Raw genomic sequence first — 20,016 nt, forward strand, 5'->3', positions numbered from 1 at the left:
TTTCATAAACCTGCTCTTCAGGGCAGCATAATCCCCAGCGCCGCCGACAGGTCGGCGAGCGCCTGTTCGCCGCTCGTCACCTTGATCGCGTGCATACCGAGCTGGCTCGCCGGCTTGCAGTTGATGCCGAGGTCGTCGAGATAGATACAGGTCGCGGGCTCGGTGCCGAGCGCTTCGCACATCATCTGATAGATGCGCGGGTCGGGCTTGCGGACGCCGACCTTGCTCGATTCGATGACATGGTCGAAGCGCGCCATGATTGCGGCGACCTCCGCCGCCATCGCTTCGCTGCGCGCCATTCCCGCGCCCTTGCCGCTGGGGACGTTGTTGGTGATGCAGCCGATCGTGAAGCCCCGGGCCTTCAGCGTGTCGAGCGCCGCGACCATTGCGGGGCGTATCGCACCGGCGAGCACCGCGAGCACCGCTTCGCCTTCGAGCTTGTGCCCCAGCGCGCGGGCTTCTTCCGCGAACAGGCTGTCGAACGCCGCTGCGTCGATCTCGGCCCGCTCGAATTTCGCCCAGGCATTGCCGTCGGGATCGGCGCTGTTGACGCGGCGGACGAAGTCGCGCGGTAGCCCGCGTTCCTCCTCCAGCCGGTTGAAGGCTTCGAAGGGCGAGGCGGTGATGACGCCGCCGAAATCGAAGATGACATGGGTATAGCGAGACATGGCGCGGCTAGAGCGCAGATTGACGTTAACGTCAACCAGTGTGCTCAGGGCTCGACGATGATTCCCGCCTTGGGATCGGCGCGGCCCGACAGCATGTCCCGATAGGCGCCGAGCGCGGCCTCGCCGCCGCTCCGCTTGTCGATGCGCGCGAGGCGGGGGGCGACGTCCATGAAGCCGAGCCACGCCGCGGCGGTCTTCTGCCCGAACGCCGCGCCGCCCCAGTCGGCGATCCGCTTCTGGCTGCGGCCGGGGGCAAAGAAGCCCTGTCGTTCGGGTCCGGGAAGCGCCGTCTCGCCGGCCTCGGCATCCCAATGCGATTTGCCGACGATGATCGAGGCTTTCAGATTGTCGCCGAAATGCCCATGCACCGCTTGCGTCACCGCACCGTTGCCCGCCATGTCGACGAGTGCAGACGAGGTGCCAGAGTCGAGCGCCGCGATGTCGTCATAGGCGATCACGCGGTCGTAGATCTTCTGTTCGGTCAGCGCCGCGACATGCGCTTTCGAGGTCAGGCCGATCGTCCGCGGACGCGGGCCCTGCCGCCGCGCGAGTGAAAAGCCGAGGCCGATCGCGGTCTTGCTCGACGCGCTCGCGATCAATATCTGCGCGGCGCCATAATCGCCCTCGTCCTCGAACTGGTCGGCGATCAGCCAGCCGGTCAGGAACAGCGGGCGGAAGACCGGCCAATAATCATGGTCGGCGGCACGATAGCCCTCCAGCGCCTCGATCCGCTGATAGTGATTATAGATCTGGGGCAGCGTGGTGCGCCGCGGCGTCACGTCGGTGAAGCCGCCCGGACCCGCCTTACCCGCGGTCAGCACCGCCTCGCGCGCCATCGGATAATAGCCGTAGAAGCGGTCGCCGATGGCGATGCCTTCGGCGGCGCTTTCGGTGACGGTCGCGAAGCCCCAGACCGGCAGGCGCCCCGGCGCGTCCCGCTCGGCGAAGAAGTCCCAATAGCCCTGATCGTTGCCGAACAGCCCCGACGGCTTGCCGAACACCGCATAGGTGATGTTGTTCGCGGTCATCGCATAGCTGTCCAGCGTCACGCGGATCTGGCCTGACGCGAGCGGCGCGGCAGGATCGGCGACGAGCGCCGCCTTGGCGATATCGTCGCGGTCGATGTCGATCGCCCAGGCGTCGGTCATTTTTCCCTCCTTATCGCTTGCGGCACGCTCGGCCTTGGCCGATAGTCTTGCAGATGGCGAAGGGACTGACAATCGCGGTCAAGCGCATCTACGAGCCGCCGGAGAAATCCGATGGCGCGCGCTTCCTCGTCGACCGGCTGTGGCCGCGCGGCGTGTCGAAGGAGAAAGCCGCGCTGACGGCGTGGCTGAAAATATTGTCGCCGACCGACGCGATGCGCGAGGAATTCCATCATGCGACCGCGCATTCGGACGCGGCTTGGGCGGCCTTTCGCAAGGAATATTTCGCCGAACTCGATGCCGGCGGCGACGAGATCGCGGCGGCACTGGCCGAACTGGACGCCGCGGCGAAAGCGGGGCCGGTGACCTTGCTCTATGCCGCGAAGGACGAGCAGCGGAACAACGCCGTCGCGCTCCGCGAATGGCTGGAAAAGCGCTAGCCGACCGCCCCGAACAGCGATCCGATCGCGATCGTCGCGGCCATCGCCATCGCGCCCCAGAAAGTGACGCGAACGACCGGACGGAGCATCGGCGCATTGCCCGCCCAGGCGCCGAGCGCGCCGAGCAGCGCGAGGAAGACCAGCGAAGCCCCCGATACCGTCCACGGCAACGAGGCGCCGCGATCGACGAACAGCGTCGCGAGCGGCAGCGCCGCACCGACCGAAAAGCTCGCCGCCGAAGCCGCCGCCGCCTGAACCGGCCGCGCCCGCGCCTCGTGCGTCAGACCGAGTTCGTCGCGCAAATGGCTGTCGAGCGCATTATGGTCGGTGAGCGCCTGCGCAACCTGTTCGGCGAGCGCGCGGTCGAGTCCGCGCTGCTGGTAGATTTGGGTCAGCTCCTCGAGCTCGAACGCCGGGTCGGTCGCCAGTTCGTGCCGCTCGGTCGCGATGTCGGCTTTCTCCGCGTCGCGCTGCGAGCTGACCGAGACATATTCGCCCGCTGCCATCGACATCGCCCCAGCGACGAGCCCCGCGGTGCCGGTGACGAGGATCGACGCCTGCTCGGCGCCCGCCGCCGCGACGCCCGCGATGAGGCTGGCGGTCGAGACGATCCCGTCGTTCGCGCCGAGAATCGCGGCGCGCAGCCAGCCGATGCGCGCGACGGCATGGGTTTCGCGGTGCATGATCCCCTGTTGCCTTCCGTCAATATTGTAGCTTCAGCCCCGGCCGCGCCCAGCGTGTCTTCACCAGCCGTCCGCTTCCCGACAGGGTCAGATAGGCGTCGCGCATGTCGTCGCCGCCGAACGCGATGTTGGTCGTGAAGATATCGTCGGTCTCGACGAACTCGACCAGTTCGCCTTCGGGCGAGACGACGCTGATCCCGCATTCGCCGATGGTCGCCACGCAGATATTGCCGTTCGCTTCCATCGCGAGGCTGTCGAAGAATTTATAGCCCGCGGGGCGATAGAGCGGGATGCCGGGCCCGCCGGGCCCCGCCGCATCGTCGACCTTGCCGGGGGCGATGATGTTGAATTTCATCAGGCGGCAGGTGTAGGTCTCGGCGGCATAGAGCGTGTTGCCGTCGGGCGACAGGCCGACGCCGTTCGGGTTGTTCGACGGGAAGATCACTTCCTCGATGAAGCTGCCGTCGGCCTTGGCATAGAAGATACCGACGATGTCGTGGGCGCGCTTCGCATAGTCGACCTTGCCGTGATCGGTGAACCAGAAGCCGCCATGCGTGTCGAACATGATGTCGTTCGGCCCGCGCAGGATCACGCCATGGTCGCCCGATTTGTAGAGGGTTTCGACTTCGCCGGTGCCGAGGTCGATGCGCTCGATCCGCCCGCCCGAATAGTCGCTCGCGATGCCGTGCGGGGCGAGATAGCCGTTCGCCTCGACATAATGGAAGCCGCCGTTGTTGCAGCAATAAAGCTTGCCGTCGGGACCGATCGCGAGCCCGTTGGGACCGCCGCCGGGGGTCGCGACGACGTCCTTGCGGCCGCCGGGCCAGCAGCGCGTGATCCGCCCCTGCTCGATCTCGACGACGATGACGCTGCCATCGTCCATCACGACCGGCGCCTCGGGGAAGCGCAATCCGTCGGCGATCAGTTCAAACTCGGCCATGCTCTCTCCTTGCTCTCGCGCTGCTGCTGTGCTTTGCGCCCATCATGCCCGTTCGCACGCTCTTCGCCACACATTTTTACGAGGCCGACATCGGCACGCCCGAACTGCTCGAAGAGCTGGAGGAAAGCTGCCGCCTGTTCGCCGAAGAGGATCGCGCGGGGCGCGCGTGGAGCCGCGAGCATGGCTATAAGGGCTATACCAGCTATGCGAGCCTCGGCGACCTGCCCGAGCGCGATCCCGCTTTCCATGACCTCAAGCGCCTGCTCGACAAGGAAGTGAAAGCCTTCGCCAAGGCGTGCCATTTCGACCTCGCGAAGCCGCTGAAGCTCGACAGCCTGTGGGTCAACATCCTGAAACCCGGCGGCACCCACAGCGGGCATATCCATCCGCACAGCATCGTATCGGGTACCTTCTACGTCGCGGTTCCGCCGGGATCGGGGGCGCTCAAGCTTGAGGACCCCCGCCTGCCGATGCTGATGGCCGCGCCCGGCCGCACCGACGACGCGCCCGAGCATCTGCACCCCTTCATCTATGCCGAGCCTGCCGCGGGGCGCGTTTTCCTGTGGGAAAGCTGGCTGCGGCATGAGGTGATGCCGAACGCCGGGAAGGGCGAGCGGATTAGTATCAGCTTTAACTATCGCTGAGGCGTTCCTATATCGCACCCGTCATTGCGAGCGAAGCGAAGCAATCTCCAACCACCGGCCTCATTCGACCCGATGGCTGGAGATTGCTTCGTCGCTTCGCTCCTCGCAATGACTATGACCAGAACGGAGCCCCGCCCATGACCGCGACCTACGACGCCGACCTCCAGCTTTTCATCGACGGAGCGTGGCGGAGCGGCGAGGGGCGCGAGGAACGGCCGGTGTTCAATCCTGCGACCGCGGCTACGATCGCCGAGCTGCCGGTCGCGACCGCGGCTGACCTCGACGAAGCGCTTGCCGCGGCGGCGCGCGGTTGGCCGGTGTGGCGCGCGAAAACTCCCGACGAGCGCGCGGCACTGATGCACAAGGCGGCGGGGCTGATCCGCGAGCGCGCCGACCGGATCGCGATGTTGCTGACGCTCGAACAGGGCAAGCCGATCGCCGAAGCGCGCGGCGAGGTGCTGTCGGCGGCGGCGCTCTTCGCCTATTTCGCCGAAGAGGGGAAACGCATCGAGGGGCGCGTCGTTCAGCGACCCGCCGGCCAGCGCGCGATGGTGCTGAAGCAGCCGGTCGGCCCGGTCGCGGCGTTCAGCCCGTGGAACTTCCCGGTCAACCTGATGGTCAAGAAGATCGCTCCCGCGCTCGCCGCGGGCTGCGTCGTGATCGCCAAGGCGCCCGAGGAGACGCCGGGCTGCACCAGCGCGATCATGCGCTGCATCGCCGACGCGGGAATCCCCGGCGACGTCGTGCAACTCGTCTACGGCAATCCCGACATGATCAGCCGCCATCTGCTCGGCAGCGAAGTGATCCGCAAGGTCAGCTTCACCGGCTCGACCGTGGTGGGCAAGCATCTGATGAAGCTCGCCGCCGATCGCGTGCAGCGGATCACGATGGAACTCGGCGGCCACGCCCCGGTGCTGATCTTCGACGATTGCGACCTCGAAGCCACGCTCGACCGCGTCGTCGCGCAGAAGTTCCGCAACGCGGGACAGGTCTGCGTGTCGCCGACGCGCTTCTATGTCCAGCAGGGCATCTACGACGCCTTCGTCGCGGGCTTTGCGGAACGCACGAAGAAGGTCCGCGTCGGCAGCGGGCTCGACCCCGATACCCAGATGGGTCCGCTCGCCAACGCGCGCCGCGCCCCGGCTTTGGAGGCGATGATCGCCGATGCGACCGCGAAGGGCGCGCGGGTGATCGCGGGCGGCGAGGCGACCGGTGCCGGCTATTTCTTCCAGCCGACCGCGCTAGCCGACGTGCCGCTCGACGCCGATGCGATGAACAATGAACCCTTCGGCCCGATGGCGCTGATCCGTCCGTTCGGCACCGAGGAAGAGGCGCTCGAGCAGGCGAACCGGCTGCCCTACGGTCTCGCCGCCTTCGCCTTCACCGAGAACGGCCGCCGCATCAACCGCGTCGCCGACGGCATCGAAAGCGGCATGGTCGGGATCAACAGCTTCGTCATCTCGGCGAGCGACATGCCGTTCGGGGGGATCAAGGAATCGGGCTTCGGCAGCGAGAGCGGACCGGAGGGGCTGGATGGGTATCTGGTGACCAAGGCGGTGCATATCTACTGATATGTTTTAAGCTGGTGTGCCCCCGCGAAGGCGGGGGTTCATCACACGCCGGTGCCGGTTTTAACCCACCGGAGATGGGTCCCCGCCTTCGCGGGGACGCACAAAGGAATTGTTGCGCTCAATCGCGCTCCAGCGCCACGAAATCGCGCCCCATCGGTGCCAGATGCGCGCCGCAATCGACGAAGATAGTCTGCCCGGTCACCGCCTCGGCGCGCGCCAGATAGACGACTGCGTCGGCGATCTGTGCGGGCGTCGGCAGCGCGCCGAGCGGCATCCGCTTCGCGAGCCGCTCGACCTGCGCGTCCGAATAATCGTCGGTTGCCATCGTCAGTCCCGGCGCGACGGCGTTGACGCGCGCGCGGTTTCCGAAGGCGACCGCGAGCGTCGCGGTCGCCTGCCACAGCGCCGATTTCGACAGGCTGTAGGCGATCTGGTCGGGGACCGGCTGCGCGACGCGCTGGTCGACGATGTTGACGATCGCCGGCCGCGCGCTGTCACTCGCCGCGACGAGCGCTTTGGCGAGCATCACCGGCGCCGACAGGTTGACCTGCAGCATCTCGGCCAGCGCCGCTGCCGACAGGTCGGGCCATTCGCCCTCGGCGAACAAGGCGGCGTTGTTGACGAGCAGGTCGGGGGCGCGGCCGAAGGCTTCGACTACCGCGGGGATCAGCGCGTCGACCGCGGCCGGATCGGCGAGGTCGGCGGCGAAGCTGCGATGGTCGGTCCCAGTCTCGGTGAGTGCCTCCGCCAGCACCGGATCGGCGGCCGCCTCGGTCCGCTTGTGCAGCGCCAGCGCATAGCCCTCGCGTGCCAGCCGCGCCGCGATGGCGGCGCCGACGCGGTGGAGCCCGCCGGTGACCAGCGCCAGCTTTTGCGTCATTTCCGAGCGCGCCGCATCGTGATCCCAATCTCCTCGCCTTCCTCGGCGATCGCCAGCTTGACGATCTTGACCTCGATCTCCTCGACCTTGTCGTCCTGCAGGAAGAGGGTGTCGATGATATGGTCGGCGACGCTTTCGATCAGCACGAAATGGACATCCTTGGGGATGCCGTCGGTCGCCGCGAATTTGAGGTGCATGTAATTTTTCGAGCGGCTGAGCGGGGTCGTCGGATCATAATGATCGGCGATCGCCAGCTTCGCGCGCACCGAGATGCGCAGCGGCTGCGGCAGGTGCGTTTCTTCGGAGTAGATGCCGGTGAGCACCTGGACGGTCAGCCCGTCCACTTCCAGCCACAATGTATCGGTCACAAGACATTCCTGTTCGGCGAGACCGATATTCGGCTTTTCATCGCCGACCCCGGACCCTAAAGCGCCGCCGCATTAGCGAAAGGGTGTGCGTTGGTCGAGTTACTTCCATTGTCCGATATCGAACCGCAGGCGGTCGAGGCGCTCCTCGACGCCGCTTTCGGATCGGACCGCTTTGGACGAACCGCCTATCGCATCCGCGCCGGGGCGGAAGCGGTGCCCGACCTCAGCTTCGCGCTCGTCGAAGGCGATGGGCTGATCGGCACGATCCAGTGCTGGCCGGTCGCGCATCGCACCGCCGATGGCACGGTGACGCCGCTCGTCATGGTCGGCCCGGTCGCGGTGCGTCCCGACGTCCAGCGCGGCGGCCACGGCCGCGCGCTGATGGCGCATATGCTAGCGGCGGCGGAGACCTGCGCCGACAGCGCGCTGATGATGATCGGCGATCCCGAATATTACGGCCGCTTCTTCGATTTCACGGCCGAGGCGACAGGGGCGTGGGACTTGCCGGGACCGTTCGAGCGGCAGCGCCTGCTGGCGCGGGTGGTGAATGGCCATGGGCTGCCGACGTTGGCGGGGACGATCGGGCCGCGCTAGAGAAGATTCGCGCGGAGGCCGCAGAGCGCGCAGAGATTTGGTTGACGCGGAGACGCGGAGGCGCGGAGAGATGGCGCCCGCCGCGAAGCGGCCTTCTCCTGCGACCTGTCTGGAATCGCGACGGGGCGGAGTATGAAGGGGCCTGTCGGCCCGAGCCATAATCTCCGCGCCTCCGCGTCTCCGCGTGAATTTCTTTGCTTCTCTGCGCGCTCTGCGGCCTTTGCGCGAATCGCTTACGCGGTCGGACTTGCACCGATCGCCTATCCCCCTATGTCGGTTCCATGGTCAGCCCCGCGCCTTCGCTTCCCAAGGATTTCTCGCAGCTCTCGCTCACCGAAGCCGCCGAACTGCTCGCGGCGTGCAAACTGCCCCCGGTCGAGCAATGGCACCCCGAACGCAGCGGCGACAGCGCGATGGAGATTCGCGCCGACGGGAGCTGGTATCACGAGGGCGGGCGGATCAACCGGCCCGCGATGGTCAGGCTCTTCTCGACGATCCTGCGGCGCGAGCCCGATGGCGGCCATGTCCTCGTCACCCCCGCCGAAAAGCTCAGCATCGCGGTCGAGGATATGCCGTTCCGCGCGGTCGAGATGAAGAGCGAGGGCGAAGGGCAAATGCGTAAGCTCGTCTTTCGGCTCGACACCGACGATCTGGTGATGGCGGGCCCCGACCACCCGCTGCGTTTCGGAAGCGATCCCGACGCCCCCGACCCGCGCCTGCATGTGCGCGGGGCGCTCGGCAACGGACTCGAAGCGCGGATCGACCGCGCGCTTTATTACGAGATCGTCGAGATGGCGCTCGCGGAGGGCGCGGAGCCGCCCGCGATCTGGTCGAACGGTGCGTGCTTTCCGCTGGTGGACGCCTGATGCTGTCGGAGAAATTGCGCGTCGCGCTCGACAATCTGCTCCCCGATTCCGGATCGGACGAGGGCTATCTGCTCCACGGTCAGAGCCTGCGCGATGCCGCGGTGCTGATCGCCTTCACCGACCGGGCTGACCCGGGCGTGATCCTGACCCAGCGGCCGCAATGGCTGCGCAGCCATGCGGGGCAGGTCGCCTTTCCGGGCGGCAAGGTCGATCCCGGCGATCGCGACGTCGTCGATGCGGCGCTGCGCGAGGCCGAGGAGGAGATCGGGCTTCATCGCCGTGACGTGGCGATTGCGGGGGCGACCGACGCCTATCGTTCGGGCAGCGGCTATCATATCACCCCGGTGCTCGGCGTGATCCCGCCCGACCTGCCGCTCGATCCCAATCCCGACGAGGTCGAGGCGTGGTTCGAAGTGCCGCTCGACATCCTGTTCGACCCCGGCAATTATCAGTTGCACCATGCCAATTGGCAGGGGCAGGACCGCCATTATTACGACATGGACTGGCAGGGACGACGGATCTGGGGCGTGACGGCCGATATCATCATCAACCTCGCGCGGCGGCTGCCGCCGGGCTGGCACCGGTAAGGTGCCGGGGATGACGAAGCTGCCCGCCGCGGCGTGGCGCACCGCGCCCGGCCTGCGGCGGATCGTCGCGGCGCTGCGCGCCGACGGCGGCGCGGTCAAGGTCGTTGGCGGCGCGGTGCGCGACACGCTGCTCGGGCATTCGGTGACCGACATCGACCTCGCGACGCCGCTGTTGCCGGAGGAGGTGACCGCACGCCTTGAAGCCGCCGATGTCAAGGTCATTCCGACCGGCATCGCGCACGGCACCGTCACCGCGATCGCAAGCGGCGAGCGGCACGAGATCACGACACTGCGCCGCGACGTCGCCACCGACGGGCGCCGCGCGACGATCGCTTTTGCGGGCGACTGGTGCGAGGATGCGTCGCGGCGCGACTTCACGATCAACGCCCTTTACGCCGATCCCGACGGCGGCGCGGTCGACGACTGGTTCGGCGGCATTGCCGATCTGAAGGCCGGCTGCGTGCGCTTCATCGGCGACGCGGCGACGCGCATCGCCGAGGATCATCTGCGCATCCTGCGCTTCTATCGCTTCGCGGCGCGCTTTGGACGCGGCGAACTGGAGCCCGCCAGCCATGCCGCGGTCGTCGCGGCGCGCCAGTCGCTCAAGAGCCTGTCGCGCGAGCGCGTCGCCGACGAATTGCTGAAGATATTGTCCTTGCCCGACCCGCGCGCCATCGGAGGGCAGATGGCCGCCGACGGCATCTTCGCGGTGATCCTGCCCGAACTCGACGAAGCTTTTGCCGGCACGCTCGACCGGCTGCTCGCCAACGAGGCCGCTGCTGCGATCGCTCCCGCGCCGCTGCGCCGCCTCGTCGCGCTGCTTCCTGCCGAAGCCGTTCCCGTCGAACAGGTCGCGAGCCGGCTCCGGCTGTCGACGCGGCAGCGCAAGCATATGGGCGCGGTCGCGGCGCATCGCGGCGTGCTCAGCCCCGCGCGGCAACTCGCCCATGGCATCGGGATCGAGGCGGCGCGCGACGCCTGGCTGTTCGCGGCGAACCCGTCCGACGCCCAGACGGCGGTGGCGGCGCTGGATGACTGGGAGGTGCCGCTGCTGCCGATCAAGGGCGGCGACCTCATCGCGCGCGGCGTGGCCGCGGGCCCCGAGGTCGCCCGTATCCTGCGCGCGGTCGAGGCGCAGTGGGTGACGGAGGATTATCCCGATGCCGCGCGCGTCGGCGCGATCGTCGATCAGATGATCGGCCGCTCCAGCGCGCCGCGCCAATAGGTGAGCGCCGCCTCGGCCTCCATCGGCCGCGCGAACAGAAAACCCTGCCCGAAGTCGCAGCCGAGCGCCGAAAGCAGCCGTGCCTGGTCGGCGGTCTCGACGCCTTCCGCCGTCGTCCGCATCCCCAGCACCTCGGCCAGGCTCTGGATCGTGCGGACGATTGCCGCCTTGTCGCGATCCTCGACCATATGGTCGACGAAGCTGCGGTCGATCTTGAGCACGTCGAGCGGCAGGCGCTGGAGATAGGCGAGGTTCGAATAGCCGGTGCCGAAATCGTCCATCGCAACGCGTGCTTCGAGCGCCTTGAGTTCGCTGAGCACCGACAGCGCGAGGTCGGGATCGCCGATGATCGCGCTTTCGGTGAGCTCGATCATCAGCCGCTCGCCGCCGATCGCATTGGCGGCGAGCGCGTCGCGCACCACCGCCGCGACATCGTCGCGCACGAGTTGGATCGCCGAGACGTTGACCGAGATATAGCAATCGACCGACTGGCCGCCGTTCGCCCGGTCCCAGTCGGCGAGCGTCGCCGCCGCCTTGCCGATCGCCCATTGGCCGAGCGGGACGATGAGCCCCGAATCCTCGGCGATGGGAATGAATTCGGTCGGCGGGATCGACAGCCCGTCGCTGGTGTTCCAGCGCGCGAGCGCCTCGAACCCTGCGACGGTGCCGGTCGCCAGCTCGACCAGCGGCTGAAATTCGAGGTGGAGCCGATCCTCCTCGATCGCGCTTCTCAGTTCGGTTTCGAGCCCGAAGCGATTGTCGGACAGGATCGCCGCCTCGGGCTCGTAGATTTCGATGCGGTCGGTGCGTTTGGCGCGTTTCAGCGCGATCTGCGCGTGTCGGATCTGGTCGGCGATGTCGGTGTCGATGCCGGGCTGGATCGCGCAGCCGATCGCGCAGTCGACGCTGACCTTCAGTTCGCCGATGCGGAACGGATGGTCGAAGCAGCCGCGGATGCGGCGCGCCATTTCGCGCACGTCGGCCTTGCCGCCGGGAACGCGCGACGAGATGGCGAATTCGTCGCCGCCGGTGCGCGCCAATATGTCGCCGCTGCGCAGGCTCGATTTCAGGCGGCGCGCGACGGTGATGATCAGTTCGTCGCCCGCCATCGGCCCGATATGTTCGTTGATGCGCGAAAAGCGCGCGAGGTCGAGCAGCAGGATCGCGTGGTCGCCGCTCGCCTCGCCATCGCTGCGCTGCTCGACGAGTTCTTCGAAGCCGGCGCGATTAGGCAGGCCGGTCAGGCTGTCGGAGACAAGTTCGCGGCGCAAATTGCGCTCGGTCATCATTTCCTGCGTGCGGTCGATCAGCGTCAGCAGGAACAGGCCGGTGTCGCCGTCTTCGCCGGGCAGCGGACCGATCGAGCCGCGCAGGTCACGCGCCGCGACGCCCTTGCCGAGGCGGCACGAAAATTCCTGCGCGCTGCCGACTTCCTGCGGCGCGCGTTCGATCGCGCGGCGTAGCTCGATGGGAGCGTTCACGCCGGCGGGTGACAAATCGAGCTTGTCGAACGCGGCATTGCTCGCGTGCAGGCTGAAGTTGCCGCGCGACAGCGGGCGGATCAGCGCCGCCGGAACGGGCAGGGCGTCGATCCAGCCGACGAACAAGGATGGCCGGTCTTCGCCGGTTCTATCGATAGGCATAAGAGTGGGTTTTAAGCGACCTTTCCCCATTGGTCGTTGCCTAAAGGAGCGGAAGTAAAGAAGGGACTAACGGTAAACAGTGGAAACGCGCTGTTTGCGACGAATGGAAGCGGAAAACGCCCCAGCGTAGCCTCAATGACTTAGCGGTAAAGCGAAAAACGAAACGAGCCGGAATGCGACGGCAATCGCACCCGGCTCTGACCAAGAACGAAGGATTGGTTCGTCATGGCTATTGATTCTACTGCCCGCCCGAAATCCGCCTTGCAAGACGATCCCGGCGATGAAGCTATCATCACCGCCCTGACAGCGTGGGGACCGAGCGAGATGACCTACGTGGTCGCCAACAGAATGCGCTCGATGGGCTGGCGAGTATCGACAGCGCAAGTCCGGCGCCGATTGGAGAGGCTGGAAAGACAGGGCCGCGTCCAACGCGTATCTTCGCATTATCTCACTCAAATATGCTGGGCTCCGGTCGCCCCCACTATGCTCGGAGGTGCGTGATGGCCTTCTGTGATTATCACGCCTGCGACCGCTGCGGCGAGCGCAAAACGTTCTACGACGCGAACATGAACTTCGAGGATCAGCCGGACGGTTCATACACCTATGACGGCCACCGGGTGTTCGCGCTCTGTCACGAATGCGCCAAGACGCATGAGATCGTCATTCAGGTGAAGCCGGGCCGCGTAAAGGCTGGGAAGGCCGGAGAGGACTATTTCCCATGGTAGCCACCCCAGACCTATCTACCCCGCGCGGGGAATGGCAGCCAATCGAGACGGCGCCGAGGGACGGAACAGACGTCCTCGTTTGCGTCACCCACAACCTGCCGGAATGCGACGCGTGGGAGACCGTCATGTGGGTTGATTGGTGTCGCGGCACGGATGTCGAATGGCCGGTCTATCAGCGGCGCATCGATATTCCGTTCCCGCCTACGCACTGGCACCCGCTTCCCCCACCACCGGAGATCAAGCCATGACCAACCTATCCTCATTGATCGAACGGATAGAGGCGGATGGCGCATTTGACCGCGGGCTGAACGAAGAGGTCGCTCAAGTGTTCGGCTGGCACGTCAGGAAGGTCACGCGCCTTGGTCTCAACGGCCGCACGCCGGGTTCTTGGATATGGTTCCCGCCGAACGCCCCGTTCGGGCACAAGGGATCGCGGATGCCTCACAACTTCATCGGCCCGCGCAGCCGCGTGCGGACGCTCGAGCGCCTCCGCGCCCTCAAAGCAAGGAACCACTCCCATGAAGGATGAAGCCCCAATGACCAACGATCAGACTGTAACGCAGGCCTTGGAACCGTGCCCGTTTTGCGGGGCCGGAGACGCAAATCCTAACGGGATATGCAGCTATAGTAAGGGGCATGAAGCTTGGTGGGCTGACGGCACGGAGATAAGGGAGTCGTTCTTCGTCAATTGCGTCAAATGCGGCATCTCCAATCGCGGCATGTTCGGCCACCAGACGCGCGAACTCGCCATCACCGCATGGAACACCCGCACCGCCCATTCAGGCGAGGGCCGCAGCAATGACGATAGCCCTGTCGCGCTGCTTCATGAAAACGCTGCGGAGGGCGAGATGGAGGTAGAACTTTACCGCCACGGAGCCGCCTGTCTGACCGATGCCGACATGGCCGCAGGCTGGACCGAAACCCCGCTTTACGCCCACCCGCCTTGTGAGGGCCGCAGCAATGGGGAGGGGGAGGATGCGGTTGAGGGCGGCGAGTATCTGATCCGCAAAAACGGCTATTGGTATCGGCCGCACGCGCAAGGTTACACCCTCTGCAAGGATGATGCGGGCCGCTTCACGCTCGACGAAGCAATCAAGCATTCACACCCGAACGGTCCGACCGGGCCGCGCGATGGCATTACTTATGAGCCCGCTCCGCGCCGCGCCGCCCTCTCCGCCCCCCAAGGCGAGGTGGAGCGGCTGCGCGAGGCGCTAGTTGAGCATTTCCCGACAGGCATCCGGGGTCTCTACGAACAGTCGGCGCAGCGCATTCCCGTTCAAACTCATGTCGGAACAAATTGTCTTTGCGGATGGTGCACGTCTGCGACCGACGAGCAAGAGGTTCGCGAGGAGTGGGCCGCCCATGTTGCCGCCGCCCTCGCTCAACCCGAAGCGGGAGGCGAGTGATGGCCTCGGCATTCGGCCCCAATATGAAAGCTCGCCGCCTCGCGCTTGGGCTGACCTTGCGCGACGTCGAGGCAATTTCCAATAACGCGATCAGCAACGGCTATCTCAGCCAGCTTGAGAACGGGAAGATCAAGAGCCCGTCAGCCCAAATCGTCGTGATGCTGTGCGCCGCCTACGCCGTCAGCTTTGTGGACGCGCTCGCATGGCTCGACGCTCCGGCAAAGATCGAACCTCCGAAACTGTGTAGAGAGTGCAGACGACCGCTCCCGCCCCGATGGGTGATCGATGCGACGCATAAGCGGTGCTTCACCTATTGCGGTGATGAAAAGTGTGATTGCGGTGCCCGATCAGTTCTCGCCCAGCACCGGAGCGCGGGGGAATGAGTGACATTGTAGAACGGCTGCGGGCTATCCCGGTTTGGATGGCGGGCGCGATGACCCCCGGCTGGCAGGAGCACGGAACTTCAGCCTACGAAGCCGCCGACGTCATCGAATCCCTCCGCGCCGAGAACGCCCGCCTTACCGAAGAGAGGGATGCGCTGGCCGAGGCAATGGGAATCATCGTCTCGCTCACCCACAGAGGCCAGAGCCTTGTGTCACGGCAGGTAAACAAGATCGCTTTCGCGGCGCTCGCCAAGATAAAACGAGGCCCTGATGCGCGATAAGCCGGACGCTGAGACGATTGCGAACGGGCTGAGCGACGCGCAGCGTGAGGGTTTGCTTGCGGTGAACCCTGATGACGTTAATCGCTTCCACTATGACCATTTCAAGGGGCGCTCGCTTGGTTTGTTTAACGTCGCTCCGGGATGGTCGCGAATGGAGTTGTCGAGACTCGGCCTTGCCGTCCGCGCCATTCTCCTTCGCGAGCAGGGGTGATAGGCGAGGGTATGCAACGCTACATCAAAATCGGAGAGCGCATCTGGTTCGCAACCGGATGCTGCTTCATATTCGCCCTTGGGGTGGGGATATTGCAATGGCTGGGCGTGATAGACTGACCGTGCCAGACTCGCCTGAACTCGCCGCGCAAAAGCTGCTCGACATCCTGCCGGACGGCTGCGAACTGCGAACATCCACTGAGCCAGTCGGGACAGGCTGGGAAGCAACCGCCCAAATCATCAACCCGAACGACACGCCGATCCCGGTCTATGCTGGCGAGGGTCGGTCAGAGGAAACGGCGCTCCTAAAGGCAATCGGGGCGTGTGCTGCATATTGGGAGAGCCGAAGCCGGGGGCGTGGGTCGAACTGCTAGGGCTTATTTCGACGCCTCGCAGATAGCCCGCCACCGGGCATTATGCTCGCCTATCTGATCGCGCAGAACATCACTGTCCGCCTTGTTCCCGTCGTCGCGGACATCCCGCCCTTCCGCCGCCGCCGCCTCGCGCTCCGCTTTCGGAACGAGCGTGTATTTGAGCGGCGCGTCTATCAGGCAGAGATCGTTAACAGTCCTCGGGGGCTGTTGCGTCGAGCAGGCAGCCAGCATCGCGCTCAGCAGGATCGTTGCGATACCGCTCCCCAGCATCCTTGGCAGCTTTGACATTCTCGATCACCTTTCCTTGGGCTTCGGCGCGTTCGGTCACAGCGCCTTTCTGCTCGGCCGTTTCGGTCAGCGCGTCGACGAGATGAAACGCCGTCGCCACGCCGATGACGATCAGGCCCACGCCGACCAGCGCCATGATGGACTTGCCCGTCGTGTCGAGGCCGGTGAACCAGGAGATGATTTTAGACATCGCCGTTTCCCTTCTCAGGCTGCCTCATGAGCCGCGTGCCCGTCGCCAGCCCGAACACGAACACCCCGATTCCGATGCTCGCCAGCACGCGCAGGGGACCGTCAGGGAGCACGTCGAGCAGCGATTGCGTCTGATCAGGGTTCGCGGCGAGATAGGCCGCCACGACGCCCGCAAGGGCAGCGAGACGAACGCTCCACATGCGCCACCACTGGCCAGCGTTGTCGATCAGGTATTTCATGCCCACCTCCCGGCGATAATGCTGGATTGAATATGCAACGCGTAGCCCGCGATCATCTCCGCACGGTCGGTCCCGTTGATGATGCGCCGCGCCTGAACGAACTGCGGTTCGGTCCCGATCTCGTCGGGCAGATAATCCGCGAGTTTCTTCGTCGTGTAGGCGCCGTCCTCCATGCCCTTGACCAGAGCGAGGGCGGCAATGTCGGGGCGCAGCGCGAGCGAGAAGTCTTTCAGCAGCGCGCCCTTCTGGATGAGCCCGGCTTCGGCCGCCGCTGCGTCGAGCCATTCGTAATTCACGTCATGGGTCACTTGAACGAGGCCGCGCCCATAAGGGGCCTGCCCATATTTGCCGATCTTGCCATAGGATTTGCCGCGCCCCTTGCCGATCTCTTCGACCGGCTCGAGCCGCGCTTCATGCCACGCGGTCGCGAGGCCATCGGCCAACCATGAGATGGGCCAATGCGCGGCGCTGGCGAGGAGGCCGTTGACCGTATCCACCCGCACCTGATTGAGCGGCCCCGTCAGTTTGCGGAGGCTGGAGAAGAAGGCGCCGGGGTCCGCCATGACATGCGCCTTGGCCCCGATCCCAAGCGCCTTCGCCAGCGCGGCGATGGTCTGCGGGCCGATCTTTCCATCGGCGGGGACGCCCACATGGCGTTGCAGATCCGCGAGCGTCGTCATTTGCCCTTCTCCTGCTCAAGCACGAGCACGCGCTTTTCGAGCGCGCCGATCCTCGCCTTGCTGTCGTCCTGCTGTTGCCGCTCGTCGATCCGGGTGACGGTGAGCTGCAAATCGTTGAGAGTCGAAACCACCCAGAAGCACGCGCCCGATATGCCCGTCGTCAGAAGCGCGCTGATCACGATCCCGGCCCACTTCACCGATGGCGGAATCGTCGGCTTCGGGTCGGGCGGCGCGAAATGAGGATGCTGCGTCACAAAGTCCCTGATCGCAGCGCTCGCGGCTGCCTTCGCGGTGGGCTCCACGATCGCGCGGATCGTCTCGGCGTTGGCGAGGTCAGTCACCGCCCCAGCCTTCCAGAGTGTGGAGTTCGGATTGAGCGGTCACCGTCATACTTCTGTCGGATCAAGTGTCTCGGCCGCCACAATCGCCGCATAGGCTTGCGGCCAGATCGGCAGCGATACGTCTGCGGGAAATTCGATCTCGCGTTCCCACACGAAGTGCTTGCCATCCTCGAAAGCCTCTTTGCTAAGAAACCCTCGGAACAGCGCGCGCGCCGGAAGGCCATGGTTCGATACATCGATATTGTTGAGACGGATGTAGCACTCGCTCGTGTCGCCAAAGTCAGTCATAATTTCTGCAATGATGGCCATCGTCCTGTTCCTTCCTATGCGTCGATTGCGCCAGCAGCCTTGAAGACCGCGGTTGATCCGGCGACGCCAGCAGTCGTGCAAATCCAATGCGTTTTGCCTGCTGCGCTTGGCGATGTGTTTTCCAGGCTGTCGCCCCGATTCCATGTGCCGGTCGTCGGCGCGGCTGTCGCGAAGCCCCGCAGGACGCCCTTGAGCTTGATCGGCATCTGGGTGCGCGCAATGTTGCGGCTCGCGCCGGACGGCCCTTCGATAATGCCAAGATTCGCGGCGGTGTCGCAGCGGAGCCCCGAGAAGTCGGATACATCGAGCCGATATCCGTTGTTCCCGCCGATTACGATCAGGTCGCTGACCGCGCCTTTACGGTCGGCGGGCAATATCTGCACGACGGATCCGGTGGGAGATACGAACGTGACCGTCACGGTCCCGCCTATCACTGTGGGGCTGTTGCCGGTCAGCGAAATCAGCTCATGCCCTCTCGCGCTGTTCAGTATCAGGGGAAACATGATGATGGGGTAGTGCGCCACGCCCGTCCCGGAAATGGAGGCCGCCTCTGGGCGATCGACATAGGCATTTTCGCTGTTGTTGAACGAAACACCGGCATCGGTGCGCGGGCGCAGAAACTTGGGCGCGCTCACATGCTCCGCGTTGATCGCGGCGGCGTATGCATTGCCGTAGGCATAGACGTCCTCGAATATGACGCCAGTGCTCAAACTATTGTCGGTGGTCCCCGTAGACGTGTCATAGGTGGTAGCCGTCACGCCGGACCGCGCATTGGCGTCACCGCCCGAACGGACGATCTTGCTGTTGTGGCAATTCACCAGAGCGATGCCGTCGCCTGTCCCCGAGCCATCGGGATTGGGATTGGCGCCGTTCTCGTAGCCGTAGCAATCCTCGATCAGAATATTTTCATATTCGAGCTGGATTGCGACGCTGTCGTTGCCGATGCCATGACTATAGTTGCGGCGAGCCGTGCAGCGACGGGCGGTGCAATTGTCATAGAGAGCGATGCCCTTCTCGCGCAGGCTGCTCGAAGCGACGCCGTCGCCATATCGGCCATCGACATTCAGGTCCTCGACGGTTGACCCCGCCAGCATTACCACCAACGCCGCGCCTGACGGTGCGCTGCGCTCGATCAGCGCGGCGTTCCCGTCCACGAACGACAGGACCGGGGGATGAAAGCGCTCGGTTCGATACGTTGCCGATGACTTGAAACGCGCCTTGCGACACACTTGCATCGCCACCGCGAGTGCATCGAACTGCCGTGTCGAAACCGCCGGGGATGGCAACGCCCCCGCCATCTCGGGCGTCAGCGTCGTTACATCTTGCCGCACGAAACAGCCCGTTCCGCTCACTCCCGCCGTGAACCACGCGGCGACATCTCCATCGACCGCCCAGTCTGCGGGCCATGGCCGCGACGGGTCGATGACGATCACGCCGTCATGATCGGCTTTCGGGCGGGATTCCGACCATCGGAACATTCCGCCGCCATCAACGCTGTCAGGATGATACCCCGCGATTATGTAAGTCACACTCTCATAGGGTGTGATCCCGATTAACGCGTATGCAGAGGCTAATGCCAGGCCGTCCGCCCGCTCCTGAAGTTTATCACCCGCCGCAAGCCCCACCATCAGCGCGCCAGAGGAAGAGGCGAGGGCGGCGGTGGTGGCGAGGGTGCGCTGGGCAACGGCGCTGCCATTGTCGTTCAGGTAGACCGTGACCGTGCCGTCGCCGTTATCGACGGCGAAGGATTGGCCGTTCGTCGTAGCAGCGAGGCCGGTTGATGTATCGGGATAGGTTGGACCAGCGACGGATTCGGCGGTCGCTTCGCTCAGGGCTGCGGCTGCCGCAGACGCGGCGGCCTCGGACCGTGCCGCAAGCGCCGCAACCGTGTTTTCGCCGAAATGCACCTCGACCGGCGGTCGCCCGATCGTTGCAACCATGTCTGCCATATCAGGCCCCCATCACCTTGAAATCGCCCGCGAAGAACGTCTGCTTGCTTCCGCCGCTCGGCGTGACCTTAATTGAATAGAAGAGGGTTTCGATCGCGCCGGGATCGACGCCCGAACGCAGCGCAAGGACATCGCTTTCCGCCAGCGTCGCGATGACGAGGGTATCGGCCCCGACTGGCGATGCCGAGAAGTCGAAGGCCTTAAGAACGGCGCTCGACTCCTCGAACGCCGCCCTGATATTCCCCTCGAACGCCGCTCCGCTGTAATCCACATCCTTGATGGTGAAGCTGATCGTCAGCGGCTCGTCGTTGAACAGCGTCAGCGGCCAATAGGCGCCGCCCGCCGCCGCGATGTCGCGCGGCCACGTCGATGGAACTGCCATTATAAT

The 20,016-nt window shown here is 65.3% G+C and carries 27 protein-coding genes; 13 read left to right on the plus strand and 14 right to left on the minus strand.

Features of this window, described 5'->3' with window-relative positions:
* Positions 1 to 17 precede the first annotated feature (17 nt).
* Together ACVENA_RS02125 and ACVENA_RS02130 are read right to left on the minus strand one after the other, a co-directional pair.
* Positions 18 to 668, minus strand: a complete 651-nt coding sequence (locus ACVENA_RS02125) for an HAD-IA family hydrolase (protein WP_449327429.1) — start codon at positions 666 to 668, stop codon at positions 18 to 20.
* Positions 669 to 712: 44 nt separating this feature from the next.
* Positions 713 to 1,816 (minus strand): DUF2855 family protein, encoded by a 1,104-nt coding sequence (locus ACVENA_RS02130; RefSeq protein WP_449327430.1) that lies wholly within the window; start codon positions 1,814 to 1,816, stop codon positions 713 to 715.
* Positions 1,817 to 1,869: 53 nt separating this feature from the next.
* On the opposite strand from ACVENA_RS02130, the gene ACVENA_RS02135 reads away from it, so the two are divergent.
* Positions 1,870 to 2,253 carry a DUF488 domain-containing protein gene (locus ACVENA_RS02135; RefSeq protein ID WP_449327431.1) on the plus strand — a complete coding sequence of 128 codons (384 nt, stop codon included), beginning with the start codon at positions 1,870 to 1,872 and terminating at the stop codon, positions 2,251 to 2,253.
* Here ACVENA_RS02135 and ACVENA_RS02140 read toward each other — a convergent pair.
* Positions 2,250 to 2,936, minus strand: a complete 687-nt coding sequence (locus ACVENA_RS02140) for a VIT1/CCC1 transporter family protein (protein WP_449327432.1) — start codon at positions 2,934 to 2,936, stop codon at positions 2,250 to 2,252. The genes ACVENA_RS02135 and ACVENA_RS02140 overlap by 4 nt on opposite strands.
* Before the next feature lie 19 nt (positions 2,937 to 2,955).
* On the minus strand, positions 2,956 to 3,876 hold the full coding sequence (locus tag ACVENA_RS02145) for an SMP-30/gluconolactonase/LRE family protein (RefSeq protein ID WP_449327433.1): 921 nt from the start codon (positions 3,874 to 3,876) through the stop codon (positions 2,956 to 2,958).
* A 44-nt stretch (positions 3,877 to 3,920) separates the two neighbouring features.
* Between ACVENA_RS02145 and ACVENA_RS02150 the strand changes: the two genes are divergently transcribed.
* Both ACVENA_RS02150 and ACVENA_RS02155 read left to right on the plus strand, forming a co-directional pair.
* Positions 3,921 to 4,520: a TIGR02466 family protein gene (locus ACVENA_RS02150; protein WP_449327434.1), complete on the plus strand. Its 600-nt coding sequence runs from the start codon at positions 3,921 to 3,923 to the stop codon at positions 4,518 to 4,520.
* A 137-nt stretch (positions 4,521 to 4,657) separates the two neighbouring features.
* Positions 4,658 to 6,091: an NAD-dependent succinate-semialdehyde dehydrogenase gene (locus ACVENA_RS02155; RefSeq protein ID WP_449327435.1), complete on the plus strand. Its 1,434-nt coding sequence runs from the start codon at positions 4,658 to 4,660 to the stop codon at positions 6,089 to 6,091.
* A 118-nt stretch (positions 6,092 to 6,209) separates the two neighbouring features.
* On the opposite strand, the gene ACVENA_RS02160 is transcribed toward ACVENA_RS02155, so the two are convergent.
* Positions 6,210 to 6,971 carry an SDR family oxidoreductase gene (locus ACVENA_RS02160; RefSeq protein WP_449327436.1) on the minus strand — a complete coding sequence of 254 codons (762 nt, stop codon included), beginning with the start codon at positions 6,969 to 6,971 and terminating at the stop codon, positions 6,210 to 6,212.
* A complete protein-coding gene (locus ACVENA_RS02165) occupies positions 6,968 to 7,339 on the minus strand; it encodes a dihydroneopterin aldolase (protein WP_329627305.1) in 372 nt (123 codons plus the stop codon). The genes ACVENA_RS02160 and ACVENA_RS02165 overlap by 4 nt, the downstream gene beginning before the upstream one ends.
* Positions 7,340 to 7,447: 108 nt before the next feature.
* On the opposite strand from ACVENA_RS02165, the gene ACVENA_RS02170 reads away from it, so the two are divergent.
* The 4 genes from ACVENA_RS02170 to ACVENA_RS02185 all read left to right on the plus strand — a co-directional run bounded on the left by ACVENA_RS02170 (position 7,448) and on the right by ACVENA_RS02185 (position 10,611).
* Positions 7,448 to 7,933, plus strand: a complete 486-nt coding sequence (locus tag ACVENA_RS02170; RefSeq protein ID WP_449327437.1) for a GNAT family N-acetyltransferase — start codon at positions 7,448 to 7,450, stop codon at positions 7,931 to 7,933.
* 281 nt (positions 7,934 to 8,214) lie between these two features.
* On the plus strand, positions 8,215 to 8,799 hold the full coding sequence (locus ACVENA_RS02175; RefSeq protein WP_449327438.1) for a DUF1285 domain-containing protein: 585 nt from the start codon (positions 8,215 to 8,217) through the stop codon (positions 8,797 to 8,799).
* Positions 8,799 to 9,386 carry a CoA pyrophosphatase gene (locus ACVENA_RS02180; RefSeq protein WP_449327439.1) on the plus strand — a complete coding sequence of 196 codons (588 nt, stop codon included), beginning with the start codon at positions 8,799 to 8,801 and terminating at the stop codon, positions 9,384 to 9,386. Before ACVENA_RS02175 ends, ACVENA_RS02180 begins: the two co-directional genes overlap by 1 nt.
* Before the next feature lie 10 nt (positions 9,387 to 9,396).
* Complete coding sequence (locus ACVENA_RS02185; protein ID WP_449327440.1) at positions 9,397 to 10,611, plus strand: CCA tRNA nucleotidyltransferase; 1,215 nt, start codon at positions 9,397 to 9,399, stop codon at positions 10,609 to 10,611.
* Here ACVENA_RS02185 and ACVENA_RS02190 read toward each other — a convergent pair.
* Positions 10,575 to 12,254 (minus strand): putative bifunctional diguanylate cyclase/phosphodiesterase, encoded by a 1,680-nt coding sequence (locus tag ACVENA_RS02190; RefSeq protein WP_449327441.1) that lies wholly within the window; start codon positions 12,252 to 12,254, stop codon positions 10,575 to 10,577. The two genes, ACVENA_RS02185 and ACVENA_RS02190, sit on opposite strands and share 37 nt — an antisense overlap.
* Before the next feature lie 500 nt (positions 12,255 to 12,754).
* Here ACVENA_RS02190 and ACVENA_RS02195 point away from each other — a divergent pair, with 500 nt between their 5' ends.
* The 6 genes from ACVENA_RS02195 (at position 12,755) to ACVENA_RS02220 (ending at position 15,260) form a co-directional block, all read left to right on the plus strand.
* Positions 12,755 to 12,979: a hypothetical protein gene (locus ACVENA_RS02195; RefSeq protein WP_449327442.1), complete on the plus strand. Its 225-nt coding sequence runs from the start codon at positions 12,755 to 12,757 to the stop codon at positions 12,977 to 12,979.
* A gap of 244 nt (positions 12,980 to 13,223) precedes the next feature.
* Positions 13,224 to 13,508: a hypothetical protein gene (locus tag ACVENA_RS02200; protein WP_449327443.1), complete on the plus strand. Its 285-nt coding sequence runs from the start codon at positions 13,224 to 13,226 to the stop codon at positions 13,506 to 13,508.
* A complete protein-coding gene (locus tag ACVENA_RS02205) occupies positions 13,498 to 14,385 on the plus strand; it encodes a Lar family restriction alleviation protein (RefSeq protein ID WP_449327444.1) in 888 nt (295 codons plus the stop codon). The genes ACVENA_RS02200 and ACVENA_RS02205 overlap by 11 nt, the downstream gene beginning before the upstream one ends.
* Positions 14,385 to 14,768, plus strand: coding sequence for a helix-turn-helix domain-containing protein (locus ACVENA_RS02210; protein ID WP_449327445.1), 384 nt, complete (start codon positions 14,385 to 14,387; stop codon positions 14,766 to 14,768). The genes ACVENA_RS02205 and ACVENA_RS02210 overlap by 1 nt, the downstream gene beginning before the upstream one ends.
* Entirely contained in the window at positions 14,765 to 15,049 is a 285-nt protein-coding gene (locus ACVENA_RS02215) for a hypothetical protein (RefSeq protein WP_449327446.1), read from the plus strand. Before ACVENA_RS02210 ends, ACVENA_RS02215 begins: the two co-directional genes overlap by 4 nt.
* On the plus strand, positions 15,039 to 15,260 hold the full coding sequence (locus ACVENA_RS02220) for a hypothetical protein (RefSeq protein WP_449327447.1): 222 nt from the start codon (positions 15,039 to 15,041) through the stop codon (positions 15,258 to 15,260). Before ACVENA_RS02215 ends, ACVENA_RS02220 begins: the two co-directional genes overlap by 11 nt.
* 560 nt (positions 15,261 to 15,820) lie before the next feature.
* Here ACVENA_RS02220 and ACVENA_RS02225 read toward each other — a convergent pair.
* From ACVENA_RS02225 to ACVENA_RS02255, 7 genes are read right to left on the minus strand one after another with little or no spacing between them, the layout of a single operon-like run.
* The gene (locus ACVENA_RS02225; RefSeq protein WP_449327448.1) at positions 15,821 to 16,111 is read right to left on the minus strand and encodes a hypothetical protein; all 291 of its coding nucleotides are present in this window, start codon (positions 16,109 to 16,111) and stop codon (positions 15,821 to 15,823) included.
* Positions 16,104 to 16,349 carry a DUF7940 domain-containing protein gene (locus ACVENA_RS02230; RefSeq protein ID WP_449327449.1) on the minus strand — a complete coding sequence of 82 codons (246 nt, stop codon included), beginning with the start codon at positions 16,347 to 16,349 and terminating at the stop codon, positions 16,104 to 16,106. The genes ACVENA_RS02225 and ACVENA_RS02230 overlap by 8 nt, the downstream gene beginning before the upstream one ends.
* Positions 16,346 to 17,029, minus strand: coding sequence for a hypothetical protein (locus ACVENA_RS02235; protein WP_449327450.1), 684 nt, complete (start codon positions 17,027 to 17,029; stop codon positions 16,346 to 16,348). Before ACVENA_RS02235 ends, ACVENA_RS02230 begins: the two co-directional genes overlap by 4 nt.
* Positions 17,026 to 17,370, minus strand: coding sequence for a hypothetical protein (locus ACVENA_RS02240; RefSeq protein WP_449327451.1), 345 nt, complete (start codon positions 17,368 to 17,370; stop codon positions 17,026 to 17,028). The genes ACVENA_RS02235 and ACVENA_RS02240 overlap by 4 nt, the downstream gene beginning before the upstream one ends.
* A gap of 45 nt (positions 17,371 to 17,415) precedes the next feature.
* Entirely contained in the window at positions 17,416 to 17,679 is a 264-nt protein-coding gene (locus ACVENA_RS02245; protein WP_449327452.1) for a hypothetical protein, read from the minus strand.
* A 14-nt stretch (positions 17,680 to 17,693) separates the two neighbouring features.
* Complete coding sequence (locus ACVENA_RS02250; RefSeq protein WP_449327453.1) at positions 17,694 to 19,628, minus strand: hypothetical protein; 1,935 nt, start codon at positions 19,626 to 19,628, stop codon at positions 17,694 to 17,696.
* A 1-nt stretch (position 19,629) separates the two neighbouring features.
* The gene (locus tag ACVENA_RS02255) at positions 19,630 to 20,010 is read right to left on the minus strand and encodes a hypothetical protein (RefSeq protein ID WP_449327454.1); all 381 of its coding nucleotides are present in this window, start codon (positions 20,008 to 20,010) and stop codon (positions 19,630 to 19,632) included.
* Positions 20,011 to 20,016 lie beyond the last annotated feature (6 nt).

This window comes from Sphingopyxis sp. 550A, assembly GCF_053569535.1.

What these genes read in the sequence shown, in the direction of transcription:
- ACVENA_RS02160 (WP_449327436.1), bottom strand. Translation starts at nt 6,971, where the DNA reads ATGACGCAAAAGCTGGCGCTGGTCACCGGCGGGCTCCACCGCGTCGGC.
- ACVENA_RS02185 (WP_449327440.1), top strand. Translation starts at nt 9,397, where the DNA reads ATGACGAAGCTGCCCGCCGCGGCGTGGCGCACCGCGCCCGGCCTGCGG.
- ACVENA_RS02235 (WP_449327450.1), bottom strand. Translation starts at nt 17,029, where the DNA reads ATGACGACGCTCGCGGATCTGCAACGCCATGTGGGCGTCCCCGCCGAT.
- ACVENA_RS02180 (WP_449327439.1), top strand. Translation starts at nt 8,799, where the DNA reads ATGCTGTCGGAGAAATTGCGCGTCGCGCTCGACAATCTGCTCCCCGAT.
- ACVENA_RS02210 (WP_449327445.1), top strand. Translation starts at nt 14,385, where the DNA reads ATGGCCTCGGCATTCGGCCCCAATATGAAAGCTCGCCGCCTCGCGCTT.
- ACVENA_RS02230 (WP_449327449.1), bottom strand. Translation starts at nt 16,349, where the DNA reads ATGAAATACCTGATCGACAACGCTGGCCAGTGGTGGCGCATGTGGAGC.
- ACVENA_RS02130 (WP_449327430.1), bottom strand. Translation starts at nt 1,816, where the DNA reads ATGACCGACGCCTGGGCGATCGACATCGACCGCGACGATATCGCCAAG.
- ACVENA_RS02205 (WP_449327444.1), top strand. Translation starts at nt 13,498, where the DNA reads ATGAAGGATGAAGCCCCAATGACCAACGATCAGACTGTAACGCAGGCC.
- ACVENA_RS02195 (WP_449327442.1), top strand. Translation starts at nt 12,755, where the DNA reads ATGGCCTTCTGTGATTATCACGCCTGCGACCGCTGCGGCGAGCGCAAA.
- ACVENA_RS02125 (WP_449327429.1), bottom strand. Translation starts at nt 668, where the DNA reads ATGTCTCGCTATACCCATGTCATCTTCGATTTCGGCGGCGTCATCACC.
- ACVENA_RS02135 (WP_449327431.1), top strand. Translation starts at nt 1,870, where the DNA reads ATGGCGAAGGGACTGACAATCGCGGTCAAGCGCATCTACGAGCCGCCG.
- ACVENA_RS02255 (WP_449327454.1), bottom strand. Translation starts at nt 20,010, where the DNA reads ATGGCAGTTCCATCGACGTGGCCGCGCGACATCGCGGCGGCGGGCGGC.
- ACVENA_RS02215 (WP_449327446.1), top strand. Translation starts at nt 14,765, where the DNA reads ATGAGTGACATTGTAGAACGGCTGCGGGCTATCCCGGTTTGGATGGCG.
- ACVENA_RS02220 (WP_449327447.1), top strand. Translation starts at nt 15,039, where the DNA reads ATGCGCGATAAGCCGGACGCTGAGACGATTGCGAACGGGCTGAGCGAC.
- ACVENA_RS02140 (WP_449327432.1), bottom strand. Translation starts at nt 2,936, where the DNA reads ATGCACCGCGAAACCCATGCCGTCGCGCGCATCGGCTGGCTGCGCGCC.
- ACVENA_RS02155 (WP_449327435.1), top strand. Translation starts at nt 4,658, where the DNA reads ATGACCGCGACCTACGACGCCGACCTCCAGCTTTTCATCGACGGAGCG.
- ACVENA_RS02225 (WP_449327448.1), bottom strand. Translation starts at nt 16,111, where the DNA reads ATGTCTAAAATCATCTCCTGGTTCACCGGCCTCGACACGACGGGCAAG.
- ACVENA_RS02145 (WP_449327433.1), bottom strand. Translation starts at nt 3,876, where the DNA reads ATGGCCGAGTTTGAACTGATCGCCGACGGATTGCGCTTCCCCGAGGCG.
- ACVENA_RS02200 (WP_449327443.1), top strand. Translation starts at nt 13,224, where the DNA reads ATGACCAACCTATCCTCATTGATCGAACGGATAGAGGCGGATGGCGCA.
- ACVENA_RS02150 (WP_449327434.1), top strand. Translation starts at nt 3,921, where the DNA reads ATGCCCGTTCGCACGCTCTTCGCCACACATTTTTACGAGGCCGACATC.
- ACVENA_RS02250 (WP_449327453.1), bottom strand. Translation starts at nt 19,628, where the DNA reads ATGGCAGACATGGTTGCAACGATCGGGCGACCGCCGGTCGAGGTGCAT.
- ACVENA_RS02190 (WP_449327441.1), bottom strand. Translation starts at nt 12,254, where the DNA reads ATGCCTATCGATAGAACCGGCGAAGACCGGCCATCCTTGTTCGTCGGC.
- ACVENA_RS02245 (WP_449327452.1), bottom strand. Translation starts at nt 17,679, where the DNA reads ATGGCCATCATTGCAGAAATTATGACTGACTTTGGCGACACGAGCGAG.
- ACVENA_RS02175 (WP_449327438.1), top strand. Translation starts at nt 8,215, where the DNA reads ATGGTCAGCCCCGCGCCTTCGCTTCCCAAGGATTTCTCGCAGCTCTCG.